The following is a 17,746-nucleotide window of genomic DNA, read 5'->3' on the forward strand; positions in this document are numbered from 1 at the left end:
GCGATCAGGTTCCCTTACGCGCGCGTGAGCGCTGCCATCCGCCCACGCGCGCGTGGAGTGCGCTCGCCCCTATGGCACTTCGTCACTACGGCACCTCGTGGGTCATTACGGCGCTTCCGCGGCGGCCAGTGACGGGAAGATCGATTCGAGGTCGCTGGGGAACTCGCTCGGCAGATCGGTCGGAAACCCGGAGGGCAAGGACGGCAGTTCGCTGGGCAGTTCGGACGGCAGACTCAGTGACGGAGTGGGGGTGGGGCCACTACTTCGATCGGTCTCGGCAGGAGGCTTGTCGTCCGGGGAGCCCTCGTCTCCGCCGACCAGCAGCACGACCGCGGCGACGGCCACCACGGCCACGATCACGGCGAGCAAGATGAACAGTAGGTTCCGGCGCCCGCCGGGAGGAGGACCGCCGGGCGCAGGACCGCCGGGCGGATCAGGAGGCTGCGGGCCGCCGCCCTGCCCCGGTGGAGTCGTCCCACCGCCCTGCGTCGGCGGGCCGAAGCCGCCGTTTGGCGGTGTGTACGCCCAGGTGGGGTCGCTGCGCGGCGGGCCGTGGCCCCCTGGCGGTGGTCCGAATCCTCCGCCGCTCGACGGCGGTGTGCCGTCCGGCTGTTGAGGAGGCTGCGACGGTATCGACGGCGTGCCCATACCCACCAGAGTTCCCGCGAATCGGTCATCGCGCGAGCCCTGCACGGGAGTTGACGCGGACTCATGCCATGGATCGCAAGATTCCGGTGAATTCCGTCAGGGATCGGCCACGGAAGGTGCCGGAATCGGTCAGACAGGGAAAGGGGAAAAGCCGCAGTCAGTGAGGTCCACACTCCGCCCGGTGCCCGCAGGACCGGGCCGGACATGACGGAGGCCCGTCGCCGCTTTCGCGGAACGGGCCTCCACGCGCGCGTGATCAGCCGCGCACGCCCAGCAGGTGGTCCATCGCCAGCTGGTCGAGCTGCTCGAAGGCCATGCCGCGCGCGGCGGCGGTTTCGGCGTCGAAGTCCTCGAAGGCGGTGCGGTCGGCGAGCAGCGCCTGGAGGCCGTCGGCGGCCGTGGGCTGGGCCAGCTGGTCCAGTCGCGCGGCACGCAGGGCCTCCTGGACCTCGAGGTCGGCGCGGAAGGCGGTCGCGCGCTCCTTGAGGATCAGGTAGTTGCGCATGCAGCCGGCGGCCGACGCCCAGACGCCGTCGAAGTCCTCGGTGCGCGGCGGCTTGAAGTCGAAGTGCTTGGGGCCCGCGTAACCGGCGCTCTCCAGGAGGTCGACCAGCCAGAAAGCCGAGCGCAGGTCGCCGGCGCCGAAGCGGAGGTCCTGGTCGTACTTGATGCCGGACTGGCCGTTGAGGTCGATGTGGAAGAGCTTGCCCGCCCAGAGGGCCTGGGCGATGCCGTGCGGGAAGTTCAGCCCGGCCATCTGCTCGTGGCCGACCTCCGGGTTGACGCCGTACAGCTCCGGGCGCTCCAGTCGCTCGATGAATGACAGGGCGTGGCCGACGGTGGGCAGGAGGATGTCGCCGCGCGGCTCGTTCGGCTTGGGCTCGATCGCGAACTTCAGGTCGTAGCCCTGCGAGGTGACGTACTCGCCCAGAAGGTCGAACGCCTCCTTCATGCGGTCGAGTGCGACGCGCACGTCCTTGGCGGCGCCGGACTCGGCACCCTCGCGGCCGCCCCAGGCGACGTAGATCTTGGCACCCAGCTCGACCGCCAGGTCGATGTTGCGGATGGTCTTGCGCAGGGCGTAGCGGCGTACGTCGCGGTCGTTGGCGGTGAACGCGCCGTCCTTGAAGACGGGGTGCGTGAACAGGTTGGTGGTGGCCATCGGCACGGTCATACCGGTGGAGTCGAGGGCCGCGCGGAAGCGCTTGATGTGCTCCTCGCGCTCGCTGTCCGAGGACCCGAAGGGGATCAGGTCGTCGTCGTGGAAGGTGACGCCGTAGGCGCCAAGTTCCGCCAGACGCCGCACCGTCTCGGCCGGGTCGAGGGCACGCCGGGTGGCGTCGCCGAACGGGTCCCTCCCCTGCCAGCCGACGGTCCACAGGCCGAAGGTGAACCTGTCGTCGGGGGTGGGCTGGTAGTTCATGCCGCGGCTCCTTGCGCTCCGACTATTTCGTCATGGCGATTTACAAATTAGTATGCGGACGCGTTCGAGGGAAGACAAGATGTCGCCGGACCGAGATGCCGGCCGCGTCCACGGCGGTCATGAGCCGCGTGAAAGGGAGTGCCCATGTCAGCAGCCGAGGGTCCGCTCGTCGTCGGTGTGGACTCGTCCACACAGTCCACCAAGGCCCTGGTCGTCGACGCGTCGACCGGTCGGGTGGTGGCGAGCGGGCAGGCACCGCACACCGTGTCCTCGGGCGCGGGCCGGGAGAGCGATCCGCGGCAGTGGTGGGAGGCGCTGTGCGAGGCGCTGAGCCAGTGCGGGGAGGCCGCGCGCGAGGCTGCGGCGGTGTCCGTCGGCGGCCAGCAGCACGGTCTCGTCACCCTCGACGACCGGGGCGAGCCGGTCCGTCCCGCGATGCTTTGGAACGACGTCCGGTCGGCGCCGCAGGCCCGTCGGCTGGTGGAGGAGCTGGGCGGCCCCAAGGCGTGGGCCGAGCGCGCCGGAAGCGTTCCGGGAGCGTCGTTCACGGTCACGAAGTGGGCCTGGCTGGCTGAGCACGAGCCCGAGGCGGTCCGGGCGACAGCGGCCGTACGGCTGCCCCACGACTACCTCACCGAGCGGCTGACGGGCCAGGGCACCACCGACCGGGGCGACGCCTCGGGCACGGGCTGGTGGGCGTCGGCGACCGAGGCGTACGACGAGGAAGTCCTCGCCCATGTGGGGCTGGACCCGGCGCTCCTGCCCCGGGTGGTGCGCCCCGGTGAGGTCGCCGGAACGGTACGCGACGCCCATGACCTGCCGTTCTCCAAGGGCACCCTGGTCGCTCCCGGCACCGGTGACAACGCCGCCGCCGCGCTGGGGCTCGGGCTGCGGCCAGGCACTCCGGTGATGAGCCTCGGCACCTCCGGCACGGTGTACGCGGTGTCCCAGAAGCGCCCGGCGGACCCGACCGGCACGGTGGCGGGCTTCGCCGACGCGCACGGCGACTGGCTGCCGCTGGCCTGCACCCTGAACTGCACCCAGGCCGTCGACCGCGTCGCCGCTCTGCTGAACCTGGACCGCGAGGCCGTCGAGCCCGGCGGGAGCGTCGCCCTGCTCCCCTACCTGGACGGCGAGCGCACCCCGAACCTGCCGAACGCCTCAGGCCTGCTGCACGGGCTGCGGCACGACACTACCGGCGGACAACTGCTCCAGGCCGCGTACGACGGCGCGGTCCACTCCCTGCTCGGCGCCCTCGACCTGGTGCTCGACGAGGACGCGGACCCTGCGGCTCCGCTGCTGCTCATCGGTGGGGGCGCGCGTGGTCGGGCGTGGCAGGAGACGGTACGGCGGCTTTCGGGCCGTGCCGTGCGGATTCCCGAGGCGAAGGAACTGGTCGCGCTGGGGGCGGCCGCGCAGGCTGCCGGTCTGCTCACCGGTGAGGACCCGGCCGCCGTGGCCCGCCGCTGGGAGACCACGCGTGGGCCGGTGCTGGAGGCCGTGGAGCGCGACGAGGAGACGCTGGCCAGGATCGCCGGGGTACTCTCCGACGCGGCTCCGCTGCTGGAGCGCGAACCCGGCGGGCGCTGACGAAACGGGCCGGCGGATGCTGCTGGAACGGACATCCGAACGCAGATGGGACGGGCGGGCGGCCGACGGAGGCAAGGGGGTGTCTGACGTGGAGAAAGTCGCTTCCGGCATGATCTACAGGACACTCACGAGCACACGTCGACGGGAGCCGGGGGAGGCATGACCGCACCGCTGCACGAGCCCCACCCGGGCGGTCCCGGCCGCCGTCTGCCCGACACCCAGCAGGGCATGCGCCGCCGGAACCTCTCCCGGGTCATGCACACCGTCAACGCCGAGGGACCGCTGTCACGGGCGGCGGTCGCCTCGCGGATCGGTCTCACCCGGGCGGCCGTGTCGACACTGGTGGACGAGTTGATCCGCTCAGGACTTCTGGAGGAGCTGGGCCCCGAGCGTCCGGGGCGGGTCGGCCGGCCCGGCTCGGCGCTCGCGCTGAGCGGACGCGGTCCCGCCGGCATCGGGGCGGAGATCGGTGTCGACCACCTCGCGGTCTGCGCCGTGGATCTGCGCGGCGAGGTGCGGGCGCGAGCGGTACGGCAGGCCACCAACCGGAACCGGTCGCCCGAGCCGGTCATCGAGGAACTGACCGGGCTCGTACGGCATGTCGTCGCCGAAGCGCACGACGGGGGCCTGTGGCCCGCCGGTCTTGCGGTCGCCGTGCCCGGTCTGGTGGCGGGCGACGCGCGGACCGTGGTGCGCGCGCCCAACCTCGGCTGGCACGACATCGACCTCGGCGCCCTGCTGCCGGTCGATCTGCCCGTGACCGTGGACAACGAGGCCAACTTCGGCGGTCTCGCCGAACTCTGGCTCGGCGAGGGCACGCCGTCGGACTTCCTCCATGTCTCCGGGGAGATCGGTATCGGCGGCGCGGTGGTGGTGGACGGCCGACTGCTGCGCGGGACACGGGGTTTCGCCGGGGAGTTGGGCCATGTGCCGGTGTGGCCGGAGGGTCCCGACTGCGCCTGCGGTGGGCGTGGCTGTCTGGAGCAGTACGCCGGTGAGGAGGCCGTTCTGCGGGCGGCCGGAATGGAACCCGGCGAGGACGGCGTCGAGTTGCTCGCCGAGCATGCCGCCGCCGGTGACGAGGACGTACGACGGGCGCTGCGCGGCGCAGGTACCGCACTCGGTATCGCGCTGACCGGCGCGGTCAATCTGCTGGACCCCGAGACCGTGGTGCTCGGAGGCGCGCTGGCCGCTCTCGCGCCCTGGTTGCTTCCTTCGCTGGAAGGGGAGTTGGCCCGACGCACGGCGGGGCCCGCCTGTGCGGTGACCGTGTCACGGCTGGGCTCCGAGGGGCCGCTGCTGGGGGCGGCGCATTCGGTGGTGCGGGGCGTGCTGGACGATCCGGCGACGCTCGGGGTCCGGCCCTGACCCCGCACAGGTCCACGAGAGTCTTGTGCACAGGTCGATGAGAGCCCTCCTGCACAGGTCTGCCCGAGCCCTGTCCCTCGTGCGGGTGACGAAGTTATCCACAACGACCCGCTTTTCCACCGATTTCCGTGCGCTCCGACGGCTGATCGCCGACCGCCGTACCGTGATTCACGCGAGGCCCGATCACGACCACACCACCACGGAAGGCAGATCCCCATGGAACGAGGCATGTCGTCACCGAGCAGGAGGCGCCTGCTGCAGGGCACCGCCCTGGCCGCCATCCCCTACGCGCTGCTCCCGAGCCCCCGGGCCGGCGCCCATCCACCGCCCGTCGACCACCCGAACTCCCGGTGGAACCGGCGAGCCCGGCCAACTACACGGCGGCCGACCGCCCGACCAGCCACCCGATCGACCTGGTGATCATCCATGTGACCCAGACGACGTACAAGAACACCCTGCCCGTGTTCTGGAACCCGGCGAAGCAGGTCTCCGCGCACTACGTCCTCCAGTCGGCCGACGGGCGGATCACCCAGTGCGTCCGTGAACGCGACATCGCCTGGCACGCGGGCGACTGGGACCACAACGTCCGCAGCATCGGGATCGAGCACGAGGGCTGGGTGGACCGACCCGAGTACTTCACGGCCGCGATGTACGAGCGGTCGGCGGCACTGACCGCGGGGATCTGCGAGAGATACGGCATGCCCAAGGACCGGGCCCACATCATCGGCCACTACGAGGTACCGGGCACCGACCACACCGATCCCGGGCCGCACTGGGACTGGGACCGGTACATACGGCTGGTCAACGCCGTCTGAGATGAGGGGACGGCAGTCGAAGGCCGTCCGAGAGGGGGTGTGGGCTGTTGCCGGGAGCCGTCTGAACGGGAGACAGACGGCCCAGGAGGGTCACGGGCGGCGTCGCGCGCCTTGTCGGGGCGTGTGTCCGGCGATAACGATGGTCCGTGCCACGGAAGGGAAGCGTTTCGGGGAGGCCGAGTTGACCGATCCTTGGGTGGCTCTGGAGCCGGGAGCCGACCCTGTCGAGCGGGTACGCGTGCTGCGCCGGGCCCATGAGGCGTTCACCCAGCGAGGCACGGTGGGGCGACCGGTGCGTTCCGTGGTGGCCGATTCATGGCGGCGGTCGGCCAGGGCCGGTGTCGGACCGGAGGGCCAGGCCCGGGTGGAGCTGACGGATGGCGACCTCGGCACCTACCGCGCGGAGCATCCGTTGGCCCGGGTGATGCCGTTGGTCCGGGAGCTGCTGGGCACATTCGCGGCGGACGGCGAGCATCTGCTGGCGGTGTGCGACGCGCAGGGCAGGTTGCTGTGGGTGGAGGGGGACGCGGCCACCAGACGGCGGGCGGACCGGATGAACTTCGTGCCGGGCGCACGCTGGGCGGAGTCGGAGGTCGGCACGAACGCTCCGGGGACGGCGGTCGCTGTGGACCGGCCGGTGCAGGTGTTCGCCGCCGAGCACTTCATACGGCGGGTCCAGCCGTGGACGTGTGCGGCGGCGCCGGTGCACGATCCGCGCACCGGGCTGGTGTTGGGCGCGATCGACATCACCGGAGGCGACCGGCTGGCGCATCCGCACAGCCTCGGCTTCGTCCAGGCGGTGGCACGGGCCGCGGAATCGCAGCTGGCACTGCTCGCCCCGTCCGTCCCCGCCACCGACGCGCTCGAACTGACCGCTCTCGGCCGTGACGAGGCCCAACTCCTCGTCGGTGGGCGGAAGGTCAGACTCAGCCGACGGCACAGCGAGATCCTGGTGCTGCTGGCCCGGCACCCGGAGGGGCTGTCCGGAGACGAGTTGCTGTGCGCGCTGTACGAGGACGAGTCGGTGACTCCGGTGACGCTGCGGGCGGAGGTTGCGCGGCTGCGCAGACTGCTCGGGCCGGGTCTGCTGGGATCGCGTCCGTATCGGCTGATGGTCGCGGTGGAGTCGGATGTGGCGGTGGTGGAGAGGAGGTTGGAGACGGGTGCGGTCACGTCGGCCGTGGCGCCGTACGGGGGTCCCCTGTTGCCGGGTTCGCAGGCGCCGGCGGTCGTACGACTGCGGCATCGACTCGCCGACGGCCTGCGCACCGCCCTCATAGCCCGGCGCGACCCCGATCTGCTGGCGGACTGGGCGCACGCGCCGTGGGGTGAGGACGACCTGGACGTGTGGCGGGCACTCGCGGCCGTACGACCGACGGCGGCCGTGCGGGCACGGCTCGACGAGTTGGAGATGGAATTGGCGGCGCCGGAGGGTTGGTCACTCGGGCGACGGTTGTGACAGAGCGCGGTCGGCCGGGAGGGGCGTAAACGTCGCCGACTGCGGGCAACCCGGCGGGGGTTGCTGTCTGTTCGGTCGAAGGCAGTGGGCAGGGAGGCGGGGGTGGGCCTCCGCGCAACGTCGTTGCAACCCCTGGGTTTCTAGCGTTCTGGCGAGAGCCGCCCAATGGCGGGTGGCGCTTCTTGGGAGGCAGGTATCTCATGACCCGTTTCGCAGCGCCCGGTACGGATGGCGCGGTCGTCTCCTACGAGGCGCGGTATGACCACTTCATCGGGGGTGAGTACGTACCGCCGGCGCGGGGGCGGTACTTCGAGAACCCGTCTCCGGTGAACGGGTTGCCGTTCACGGAGATCGCGCGGGGCACGAGCGAGGACGTGGAGCGGGCGTTGGACGCGGCGCACGCGACCGCGCCCGGGTGGGGTCGCACGTCGGTGACCGAGCGTGCGGAGATCCTTCGGAAGATCGCCGATCGGATGGAGGCGAACCTGGAGAAGCTGGCGGTCGCGGAGAGTTGGGAGAACGGCAAGCCCGTGCGGGAGACGCTGGCCGCCGACATCCCTCTCGCAATCGACCACTTCAGGTACTTCGCGGGGGCGATCCGTGCACAGGAGGGTTCGCTCGCGGAGCTGGACGACGACACGGTGGCGTATCACTTCCATGAGCCGCTCGGTGTGGTCGCGCAGATCATTCCGTGGAACTTCCCCATCCTGATGGCCACATGGAAGCTGGCGCCCGCGCTGGCTGCGGGCAACGCGGTAGTGCTGAAGCCGGCCGAGCAGACGCCGGCGTCGATCCATGTGTGGTTGAGCCTGGTCGCGGATCTGCTGCCGCCCGGGGTCGTGAACATCGTCAACGGGTTCGGGGTCGAGGCGGGCAAGCCGCTGGCGTCGAGTTCGCGGGTGGCGAAGGTGGCGTTCACGGGTGAGACGACGACCGGGCGTCTGATCATGCAGTACGCGTCGGAGAACATCACGCCGGTGACGTTGGAGCTCGGGGGCAAGTCGCCGAACATCTTCTTCGACGACGTGTGGTCGGCGAACGACGACTTCCGGGACAAGGCGCTGGAAGGGTTCACGATGTTCGCGCTCAACCAGGGCGAGGTGTGCACGTGCCCCTCGCGGGCGCTGGTGCAGCGCGGGCACTACGCGGAGTTCATGGAGGCGGCTGTCGCGCGTACCGAGCAGATCAAGACCGGGCATCCGCTGGACACCGAGACGATGATCGGGGCGCAGGCGTCCAACGACCAGTTGGAGAAGATCCTGTCGTACCTGGACATCGGTCGTCAGGAGGGTGCCAAGGTGCTCACCGGTGGGGAACGCATCGAGCATGATGGCGAGTTGAAGGGCGGCTACTACGTCCAGCCGACGATCTTCGAGGGCGACAACCGGATGCGGATCTTCCAGGAGGAGATCTTCGGGCCGGTCGTGTCGGTGACGTCGTTCAACGACTTCGACGACGCGATCAAAACGGCCAATGACACGTTGTACGGCCTGGGCGCGGGGGTGTGGACGCGGGACGCCAACACCGCCTATCGCGCTGGCCGTTCCATCCAGGCGGGCCGCGTCTGGACGAACTGCTACCACGCGTACCCGGCCCACGCCGCGTTCGGCGGCTACAAGGGTTCGGGTATCGGCCGCGAGACCCACAAGATGATGCTGGACCACTACCAGCAGACGAAGAACCTTCTGGTGTCGTATTCGCCGAAGAAGCTGGGCTTCTTCTAGAGGCACGAAAAAGGCGCCTGACCTGAGCTTTTACCCGTCAGGCGCCTTCCTCTCGACCCATCCGGGGCAAGGACCGACTTGCGTCATAACTCCCAGTTCATCCCACCACTGTCCCGCTCCTGACCAGTACTTCCGGACCAGTCACGGACCAAACCCCGACTCACTCCTCAGACTCCGCACCCTGGCTAACGCGGTCCCACTCCTGCATGGACTGCTCGATGAGCCGGTTGGCCTGCTCTCGCACGCCGTCCAGGAACTTGGCGTAGTGGCGGAAGAGGACCTCAATGCTCTGGCCCGCGCGACGAGAGCACTCGGCGGGGTCCACACCGGAGTACAGCCAGAACGAGACCCCGGCGTGCCGGAGATCGTAGAGCCGCTTGGCCAGCTTGGAGGCGACTTCCGTACGAGGAGGTACTTCCGTGCCCGCGCCCACGTTGTGCCATATGCAGCTGCGTCCACGTAGTTGCCGGCCTGGTTTCCGGAACAGTCGGCCGTCAGGCGCCACGCCGAAGCGTTCGAGGCGCGCACGGAGCATACGTACGAACTGCGGCGGGATGGGCACAGGCCGGGTCGCGGTAGCCGCCCGGCGCTTGAGGGAGTACACCTCGCGCACCGAGCCGCCGTCCGTCCACTCTTTATCTGCGGTGACGACGCCAGTTGAGGACTTCGTTGAACGCAGCACGCTTGCGCCGTGCCGTCTTGACCGCAGCCTCTTTGCCGTCCAGCTAGAGGCACAGGGCGTCCAGTGGCCGTCGGAGCACATCGGCTTCCGCGAGAGCGCTGACGGGCAGAGAGTTCCGCTTCATCCAGTCCAGCGCCTGCCGCCATTCCTCAACTGGCTCTTTCCCTGGCGCACGCCTCGCTCCCGACCTGTCCCTGCCCCCAATCCGGGAACACTGGTCCAGCGACAACCACGACGACCAGGACCCCGCACCGGCCGATACGCCGCCTGGTACGGCGTCGGGCGAACGAGCGGCGGCCCGGCGGCGCACGGCCTCGGCAGCATGGCAGGCGTTGCTCGTGATCGAGGCGGCGACGACGCCAACGTCGCCGCGCACGTCGCCTCGGCCGGGGAGGTACTGGATGCGCTGGCGAAGACGTCCGCCGCCCACACTCGCCGCGAACTGCGCGAGGCCGCCTTCGCGTTCGAGCGGGCATCCCGTTCCCACATCCGCGCCGCACGCGGACACAACCGGGCACTGCCTCAAGCCGCCCGTGACCTCGTCCACAGTGGTCCTGCCCTCGGCCGTGGCGAGGACGGCGCGACGACCGCAATGGCGATCGACATGTTGCTCTTCCTCATCACCGCCGCCGCCCACTGGCACGCCCGCAATGGCCACGCCCGCAGGCCGCTGCCGCCCATCTAACCGCCGAACACCTGTGCGCCGCCTACCAGTCGGCTGCCACCCCACCGCTCGCCCGCCTTCACCAGCGCGGCCGGCGCCTCAGCCACCCACTCATGCGACGGCAGACAGCGATGCTGCACCAGGCACTGCCGCACCTCTCCGAGCACATCCTCGCCGAGCCCGGCTGGTACGCATTCGTCGCCATCCTCGCCGACGCCGAAACCGCCGGCCACAACCCAACCACCCTCCTGGCCGACGCCGCCGGACGACGCGAACTCGACACCGCCGACTCCATCAGCGACGTCCTCGTGTGGCGACTGCGCCGCAGCGCGCACCTGCCCGCCGACACCAGTGACATGGACACCAACACGCGTCGCGCAGACCAGGCCACGCGCCATGTCGACCGGCGGCCCCCACGGCGACAAGGGGTCCGTCAGGGACGGGTGCGACTGAGGAGTAGGGCGTCCAGATCGAGAGGAACATCAACCCGCTCAAGAACTGCCGAGCCGTCGCCACCTGTTACGACGAGAGGGCCTACATCTTCCACGGCACCGTCGCCACCACCGCGATACGGGGCATAAGCCCAACCATGATGCGCCGGACAGACCTGACCAGCGCATGAAAACTGCTCAGTTGTGCGTCGCGTGCGCCCTTGCGCCCCTCGATGCGCGCACCCGTGCGCCCCCCAGACAGTTAAAGTTCATGCATCCCTTCGGGGTTCACGATCCGCACCTGCCAGCTGGGGCGCGGACTGTGACCTCAGCGGCGCGGGGCGCCACCCCGCACCACGGGCCCTCAGGGCAGAAGGGAGCCGGTCTTGAAGCGTTGGCTGACGGACCGGTGGCAGGAACACGTACAACCGCACATCTCCTCGGAGAGGGTCTCCGCGGCCTGCGACGTAATCGTCGTGAGCGCGCTGATCTACCAATGGCGGCCGTGGTCCTGAAAAGAGTGAGCCCCAACTGAGCAATCAGTAGGGGCTCACACCACCAAGGCCAGGGGCCTCGCTCTCAGAGTCCGTCGGCGGTCACCGATGGGAGAGCGGGGCTTCTGGTCGTTGTTTCCCTGACACTCTACTAGTGACTTCTGATACGGCACAGACCGAACCGGTGGCGCCCCCGCTACCCGATAGCTTCGGCCACCAGCTGCTTAGGCTGTGCGGCAGATCAGAACGGCTGCAAGAACCTGCGCCTTGTGGCTGGCCCGAGCGGGGTTAGGAAGCGGGGCCCTGTCAGGGCGGGTTTGGCCCAGGCCTGGTACAGCTGTGACGCCCCCGCCTTAAGACTCCGTGATGGGCCGGGCACGCCCGGAACCCCCGTTCACCACGTACCTTCGCCACCGTCGTTTGACATCGAAGTAAGTTCACCCAGGTCAGCTGATTGCGGTGGACTCAGTTTAGGGTCTGGGGAAACGAACGCTTCTCCGGCTCTTCGCAGTTGAGGGTGTAGCTCCGCAGATATGGAGCTGTAGGGCGGTTCGATCAGGACGTGTGAGCGTCGTGGTTCTCGCGGTGTGCGAGGACCCCGGCCATGTGTGTCTGCGCCCAGTTCCTGAGCCCGCGCGTCATGTGGTGGAGCGAGACGCCGAGGTCGGTCAGCTCGTAGGAGACGGGGACGGTTGGCGTCACGGTGCGGGTGAGCAGACCATCACGCTCCAGCGACCGTAGCGTCTGGGTCAGCATCTTCTGGCTGACCCCGGCCAGAAGACGAGAGATCTCGGAGTAACGCATCGCCTTGGAGCGTCTGTGTGCGCTGCACCGGGCTGGCCAGGGCTGTTGTCGCCGCCCAGCGCACACAGGACCAGGACGACACCCACTTGTCCGAGATCCGGTCGAGCAGCTGCCGGCTGGGACACCCTGCCAGGAACGCCCCGGCGGCACATGGACTCTGGGCGACCTGACCGTCATCCGGTTCGGCTACGGAGCCATGCAACTGGCCGGCCCCTCGGTGATGGGACCGCCGGCCGATCACGAGGCTGCCCTGAACGTTCTGCGGGAAGCGGTCGACCTCGGCGTCACCCACATCGACACCAGGGACGCCTACGGGCCGCGGATCACCAACGAGTTGATCCGCGAGGCACTGCACCCCTATCCCGAGTCGCTGCACATCGTGACCAAGGTGGGCGCGACCGCGACGAACAGGGTGGCTGGCCCACGGCCCGGCGACCCGAAGATCTGCGTCGGCAAGTCCACGACAACCTCAGGTCCCTCCGGCTCGACGTACTCGATCTGGTCAACCTCCGACTCGGCAACGCCGAAGGCCCCCGGTCCGGCTCGCTCGCCGAGGCGTTCGAGACCCTCGTCGAACTCCAGCAGCAGGGCCTGATCCGCCACCTCGGGGTCAGCAACGCCACCGAGGAGCAGGTCACCGAGGCGCAGAGCATCGCGCCGATCGTCTGCGTGCAGAACACGTACAACCTCGCCCACCGCCACGACGACAAGCTCATCGACCGGCTCGCCACCGACCGCGTCGCGTACGTGCCCCTCTTCCCTCTAGGGGGCTTCACCCCGCTCCAGTCCTCGGCGCTCCAGTCCTCGGCGCTCTCGGCCGTCGCCGCTCGAACGAAGGCGACACAGATGTCCGTCGCACTGGCCTGGCTGCTGCAGCGATCACCGAACATCCTGCTCATCCCCGGCACGTCATCGACGGCGCACCTGTGCGAGAACATCGTCGGCGCCGGACTCTCCCTCTTTCATGAGGACTTGACCAAGCTAAACGACATCGGCCGCTGAATGCCCCAGAGTTGAACGGCCCATAAGCCCCTCCCGAAGCCACCGTTCAAGTCTCGGCGCCGGTCGCCCTCGCGCGCCCGGAGCCGAAACGGAACGATTCACCCTGACCTGTCGACTTCAGATCATCAACTGTCAGGAACTTGTGCACACCGGCGGTGGCAACTCGCCCCGCGTCTGCGCCAGGTAGGCCTCAAGGTTCCCGAGGGGCTCCTATACCAAGCCCATCCGGAAGACCTCGACGCTGCACGCCACCTCTGAGGCCGGCTTCGCCCACGCTGGCATGGCTACGTTCCGCCGCCTTCACGAGCTTGGGCTCGAAGTCACCGGCCATCCTTCACATCACGATCCAACGCTACCGCGGCATCGGCTGCGGACATGTGCGGCGGCAGGAGACCACCAAGGCGGCTGAGCCACGGGCGAAGCACTCGTGCCGCGGGCCGCAGCGGGCGCTTGAAGCCATGGCCTACCAGCACCTCACCTGGCGCGCGCCATGGACTCTCTGCCGGGATCTTCGGTGTATCGCCGCTCCACAGCCCTCAGGGGACATCAAATCCAATCGCTTCGGGCCTGCTTGAAAACAAACCCAGTCGCACGGAGTGACAGGCGTGCGGGACCCCTCCCGGGCACCCGCGTATAAAACGGCGCCATGAACACATCGGAATCACCGGCCCGCAGCCGGAGGACCAGGCTGTCTGCCGCGCGCGGCTCAGCGGGAGCCGCCTGCGCTCTGGCCCTCGCCGCCGCGCTGACCGGCTGCGGCTCCGACTCGGGCGGCGACACGGAGGCGCCCACGTCAGCCGCACCCTCGCGTTCGGCCGAACCGTCGCCCGCCTCGCCAGCGCCCACGAAGCCCTCCTCATCGCCGTCGCCGACCGCGGTGAAGCCGATGAAGCCGTCGACTCCGGCCGAGCTGCGGGCATGTGCGGACGGAAGCTGCACGGTCGTCGTGACGAAGGGCACCGAGATCCCGCGCGCCGATGGCCTTCGGGCGGGACCGTTCACGGTGACCGCCGTCGGCGCCGAGGGCGTGGACCTGACCTCGGTGGACGCGAGCGGATTCACCTCCAACCTGCTCGGGCAGCGCCCCGACCAGGGCGGGCCCTCCACCGTCAACGAGCTGTCCATCTCCGTTATCGCCATCGTGGGAGACACCGCGAAACTGCGACTCTTCCCGGCAGAGTAAGGCGGGTGTCGTTTCGGCGGCGCCGCTTGGGAACTCCAGCGCACGACGTACAGCGCGAGCTGAACTACGACGGGCTACAGGCTTCCGAGGCCAATCGGCTCCGTGCCGCACGCCGGCGTCGAGCACCAGACATCTGGACCGCGGTGAGGCGCTCTGGCCCGATTCGACCCTGGTCTCGGGTCATCGGGTTCAGCGACAGAGCTCCATGATGGTGTCGTCGAAGTCGGGGAACTCTCTTGTGGCCTGTTTGATCACGGAAACTGCCGGTTCACAGTGGTCAGGCGCGAATTCCTGTGCGATGACTGTCAGTTCACGATTAGGGTGTGCAACCCAGTCGGGCTCGTACGAGGTGGCTGCCTCCCGAGGGCCGAAGCCGTCGGCCAGCAGCCACAAGAAGGCGCCCAAGTTGCGTGCGACGACGCCGGTCTCCCCCTCGGAGCCAAGGAAGACGACAGGCTGCTCGACCAGTGCCTGGCCTGGGCGGAACAGCCAGAACGCGGCATATCCCCCGGTTCCGTCCTGGCCGAACACACGGAATTCGTCGCCATTCAACTCGCCGTTGCCGGTCCACGCTCGGAACCAGTCGGTTGTCTCATCGGCAGACAGGAAGGCCGCGAAGGGTTCGAAGTCGACACCGTCACCGCTGGCGTAGTCGAATCGGACCGCCATGGCGGCGGCGAGCGCGGCGGGAAACTGGCGATCTTCGTTCGGCGTCACGCGAACAGCGTGACACATCCTGAACCTGCGTGGTGAGCAGCAGCATGGTTCCCGAGGCCACCAGCTTCCTCACGAGATCCCAGGTGGCGGCGCGGCTTCGCGGATCGAGTCCGGTGGTGGGTTCGTCGAGGAACAGCACCACGGGACTGTTGATCAGACTGATGGCGAGGTCGAGACGGCGCCGCATGCCACCCGAGTACGGCTTCGCCGGTCGTCCGGCCACCTCGGTGAGGCCGAACGTGTCCAGAAGTTCCGACGCCCTGCGGCGCGCCTCCGTCCGGCCGAGGTGGCACAGCCGACCGAACATCTCAAGGTTCTCCGCCCCGGTGAGCAGCGGTTCGACGGCGGTCTCCTGACCGGAGACGCCGATGCACCGGCGGACCCGGCGTGCCTGGCGAGCCATGTTGTGGCCGCCCCCAGGCGGCCCCGCCGTCGGGTCTCACCAACGTCGTCAGGATGTTCACGGTCGTGGTGTTGCCCGCGCCGTTCTGGCCCAGCGGTCCCAGCACCTTGCCCGGAGGAACCTCCAGGTTCAAGCCGTTCAGGGGGTGGACATCGCCGAATCTCTTGGTCAGTTCGACGGCCCGTATCCCGCCGGCGGCACGGTCGGTCATCGCGCCACGCTTCCGCGGGACGTGACCCGTTCCGGCACGTCCCAGCCCGACGTCGGCCGAGAGGACACAGGGCGTCGCTGATCGCCGCCGCGCTGTGGCCATGTGCTTGAGGCCTTCGGCAGGAAACCAGCACGCTCCTGCGGCCGCGCTTCTCCGGTATGGAGAGCCGGGCACACTGAGACCTTGGACTTCCGAGTCAGACATGCCGCCAAGGCTTGCGGCTCAGGGGCACTCCCTACCATCGGTGGATATACGGAAACCCCGGCTCAAGGAGACCCGAGACGACCTCGTCGTCGACGTCCGGAAGGAGGCCTCGCCATCGGGGGATTCCCCTTTTTCTGGGTGAAGTAGCTGAGGAAGGCCCGGCCGTGGCGGTCAGGGTGATCAACAGCTGCAAGGCCGACAGAAGATTCCGCACCGCATCGGCTGCCGGGCCCTGGGCGTGTCCGAGTCCTGGTTCTACAAGTGGCGCGATCGTGAACCGACCACGCGGGAGGTGCGCCGACAGCACTTGGCGGAGGGGATCGAGGAGATCTTCCAGCGATCCGGAGACACTTACGGCTCGCCGAAGGTGTTCATCGAGCTGGTCCAGGCGCGGCCGGCGAGTGTGGTGCATACGGTCGCCAAGGGCATGGCGGTGAATCCCCTCGATCTGTGGCCAGCGCTACTTGCTCATCGGCAACTGGATGCTTCGGCTCCCCCGGCTAAAGCCCTACCCGGACGAATCGTTGCTGGAGTGTGCAGATCGGCTTGTGTACGGCGGCGGGCCTCTTCGGGCTGACGTCCGGGGCGAGTTCGGGGAGAACCAGGCCGTCCGGGGTGACGTCGATGACGGAGAGGTCGGTGATGATGCGCTGGACGCAAGCCAATCCGGTCAGTGGCAGGGTGCACTCCGCAACGATCTTGGGAGTGCCGTCATTGGCGTTGTGGTCGGTGAGGGCGATGACTTTGCGCGCTCCGTGTACGAGGTCAATGGCGCCGCCCATGCCCTTCCCCCTCTTGCCGGGGATGGTCCCGTTGGCGAGGTCGCCGTTCTGGGAGACCTACATGGCTCCGAGAACGGGGAGGTCGATGTGACCGCCGCGGATCATGCCGAAGGAGAGGGCGGAGCCGAAGAAGGCGGCGCGGGGGAAAGTGGTGAGGTCTCCTTGCCGGCGTTGATGAGGTCGGGGTCGATGTCGGTTTCGGCGGGGTAGGGGCCGGTTCCCAGGATGCCGTTCTCGCTGTGGAGACGACGTGGACGCCGGGAGGAAGGTGGTTGGGGATGAGGGTGGGCAGCCCGATGCCGAAGTTGACGAAGATGCCGGGGAGGTGGACCGCTTCGGGCGGAATGGTTCCCGGCTCGACGAGTTCTTCGACCTCGGCGATCGTGATCCGTCCGGCCATGGTTGCAAGTGCGTTGAAGTTGCCCGCGGCGCGGCGGAAGACCAGGTTGCCGCGGTCGTCGCCGTGGTTGGCTGCATAGGTAAAAACCGAGAACGCTTGTAGGTGACTTTGGACAACGGTCAGCGGGTCCGGGACATCGAATGTTGATGAGAAGCAGCAACGGTGACGGCACACTGAAAAGGTGATGTCGTCAACTTGTTGACGTCCGTCGGCTCCCCTGGGTGCGGTCCAGGAGTCGCCGACAAGGGCGCCCCACGGGGTGCCGTTATGGAACGGCGAACCAAGTGCGGGAAGATTGCTTGTGTGAGTCTTGCCCAGCTTGTGATGCCGACCGCCGCTCCGTCATTCGGGAACGTGTGCCTCCGGGCCTTTGAGGAACGCGATGTGGGCATGCTCATGGATCTGTCGACCGATGCATACGTGCCCAAGACCGGCTCGCTGCCTGGCAACGCCAGCCGCCAGGAGGCCCTCGCATACATCGAGCGGCAGATCAGCCATCTCCGCACCAGGGTTGGCTACTCCTTCTGCGTGGCGGACAAGGACACCGATGAGGCGCTCGGGACGGCCGGTCTGTACCTCGCATCCGTCGCCGCAGGCCGGGCTACAGCGGGATACTCCGTCGCGCCTCGCTCCCGGGGTCGCAAGGTCGGGCCTTGTCCCGGAGGGGTGGACACCTGTTCGTGTCGCTATGCGGCGAGTGTCAGGGTAGCTGACTGCTGCTCGTAGGCGATCGGTGCCTGCT

General features: G+C 68.7%; 12 protein-coding genes and 6 pseudogenes. 9 read left to right on the plus strand and 9 right to left on the minus strand.

From position 1 onward, the window contains the following. Positions 1 to 105: 105 nt before the first annotated feature. Together ACWD4G_RS39460 and xylA are read right to left on the minus strand one after the other, a co-directional pair. The gene (locus ACWD4G_RS39460; RefSeq protein ID WP_451302455.1) at positions 106 to 360 is read right to left on the minus strand and encodes a hypothetical protein; all 255 of its coding nucleotides are present in this window, start codon (positions 358 to 360) and stop codon (positions 106 to 108) included. 544 nt (positions 361 to 904) lie between these two features. Next, positions 905 to 2,071 carry a xylose isomerase gene (xylA, locus tag ACWD4G_RS39465; protein WP_451302429.1) on the minus strand — a complete coding sequence of 389 codons (1,167 nt, stop codon included), beginning with the start codon at positions 2,069 to 2,071 and terminating at the stop codon, positions 905 to 907. Between the two features lie 144 nt (positions 2,072 to 2,215). Between xylA and xylB the strand changes: the two genes are divergently transcribed. From xylB to adh, 5 genes and pseudogenes are all read left to right on the plus strand, one after another. Then, on the plus strand, positions 2,216 to 3,661 hold the full coding sequence (gene xylB / locus ACWD4G_RS39470) for a xylulokinase (RefSeq protein WP_451302431.1): 1,446 nt from the start codon (positions 2,216 to 2,218) through the stop codon (positions 3,659 to 3,661). Positions 3,662 to 3,820: 159 nt separating this feature from the next. Then, positions 3,821 to 5,029 (plus strand): ROK family protein, encoded by a 1,209-nt coding sequence (locus ACWD4G_RS39475; protein ID WP_451302433.1) that lies wholly within the window; start codon positions 3,821 to 3,823, stop codon positions 5,027 to 5,029. Positions 5,030 to 5,245: 216 nt separating this feature from the next. Further along, positions 5,246 to 5,844 (plus strand): annotated as a pseudogene (locus tag ACWD4G_RS39480) (N-acetylmuramoyl-L-alanine amidase). Between the two features lie 181 nt (positions 5,845 to 6,025). Then, positions 6,026 to 7,303: a GAF domain-containing protein gene (locus ACWD4G_RS39485; protein WP_451302435.1), complete on the plus strand. Its 1,278-nt coding sequence runs from the start codon at positions 6,026 to 6,028 to the stop codon at positions 7,301 to 7,303. Between the two features lie 200 nt (positions 7,304 to 7,503). Continuing rightward, on the plus strand, positions 7,504 to 9,027 hold the full coding sequence (gene adh / locus ACWD4G_RS39490; protein WP_451302437.1) for an aldehyde dehydrogenase: 1,524 nt from the start codon (positions 7,504 to 7,506) through the stop codon (positions 9,025 to 9,027). Positions 9,028 to 9,187: 160 nt separating this feature from the next. Here adh and ACWD4G_RS39495 read toward each other — a convergent pair whose 3' ends face one another. Then, a complete protein-coding gene (locus tag ACWD4G_RS39495; protein WP_451302439.1) occupies positions 9,188 to 9,709 on the minus strand; it encodes a hypothetical protein in 522 nt (173 codons plus the stop codon). A gap of 161 nt (positions 9,710 to 9,870) precedes the next feature. Between ACWD4G_RS39495 and ACWD4G_RS39500 the strand changes: the two are divergent. Next, positions 9,871 to 10,810 (plus strand): annotated as a pseudogene (locus tag ACWD4G_RS39500) (mobilization protein); the annotation flags it as partial. Between the two features lie 1,043 nt (positions 10,811 to 11,853). Here ACWD4G_RS39500 and ACWD4G_RS39505 read toward each other — a convergent pair. After that, a pseudogene (locus ACWD4G_RS39505) lies at positions 11,854 to 12,235 on the minus strand (winged helix-turn-helix transcriptional regulator). A 63-nt stretch (positions 12,236 to 12,298) separates the two neighbouring features. On the opposite strand from ACWD4G_RS39505, the pseudogene ACWD4G_RS39510 reads away from it, so the two are divergent. Beyond that, positions 12,299 to 13,104: pseudogene (locus ACWD4G_RS39510) on the plus strand (oxidoreductase). A 646-nt stretch (positions 13,105 to 13,750) separates the two neighbouring features. Next, positions 13,751 to 14,287, plus strand: a complete 537-nt coding sequence (locus ACWD4G_RS39515) for a hypothetical protein (RefSeq protein WP_451302441.1) — start codon at positions 13,751 to 13,753, stop codon at positions 14,285 to 14,287. Between the two features lie 189 nt (positions 14,288 to 14,476). Here the strand turns inward: ACWD4G_RS39515 and ACWD4G_RS39520 are convergent, their stop codons facing one another. The 5 genes and pseudogenes from ACWD4G_RS39520 to ACWD4G_RS39540 form a co-directional block, all read right to left on the minus strand. After that, positions 14,477 to 15,004, minus strand: a complete 528-nt coding sequence (locus ACWD4G_RS39520) for an SMI1/KNR4 family protein (RefSeq protein ID WP_451302443.1) — start codon at positions 15,002 to 15,004, stop codon at positions 14,477 to 14,479. Continuing rightward, the gene (locus ACWD4G_RS39525) at positions 14,925 to 15,407 is read right to left on the minus strand and encodes an ATP-binding cassette domain-containing protein (RefSeq protein WP_451302445.1); all 483 of its coding nucleotides are present in this window, start codon (positions 15,405 to 15,407) and stop codon (positions 14,925 to 14,927) included. Before ACWD4G_RS39525 ends, ACWD4G_RS39520 begins: the two co-directional genes overlap by 80 nt. Next, entirely contained in the window at positions 15,313 to 15,822 is a 510-nt protein-coding gene (locus tag ACWD4G_RS39530; RefSeq protein WP_451302447.1) for an ATP-binding cassette domain-containing protein, read from the minus strand. The genes ACWD4G_RS39525 and ACWD4G_RS39530 overlap by 95 nt, the downstream gene beginning before the upstream one ends. A 468-nt stretch (positions 15,823 to 16,290) precedes the next feature. Then, positions 16,291 to 16,920, minus strand: a pseudogene (locus ACWD4G_RS39535) (3-oxoacid CoA-transferase subunit B). Beyond that, positions 16,894 to 17,076, minus strand: a pseudogene (locus ACWD4G_RS39540) (CoA-transferase); the annotation flags it as partial. The pseudogenes ACWD4G_RS39540 and ACWD4G_RS39535, both read right to left, overlap by 27 nt. A 252-nt stretch (positions 17,077 to 17,328) precedes the next feature. Between ACWD4G_RS39540 and ACWD4G_RS39545 the strand changes: the two are divergent. Further along, the gene (locus tag ACWD4G_RS39545) at positions 17,329 to 17,730 is read left to right on the plus strand and encodes a GNAT family N-acetyltransferase (RefSeq protein ID WP_451302457.1); all 402 of its coding nucleotides are present in this window, start codon (positions 17,329 to 17,331) and stop codon (positions 17,728 to 17,730) included. Positions 17,731 to 17,746: the final 16 nt, after the last annotated feature.

This window comes from Streptomyces sp. NPDC002643 (assembly GCF_053592555.1).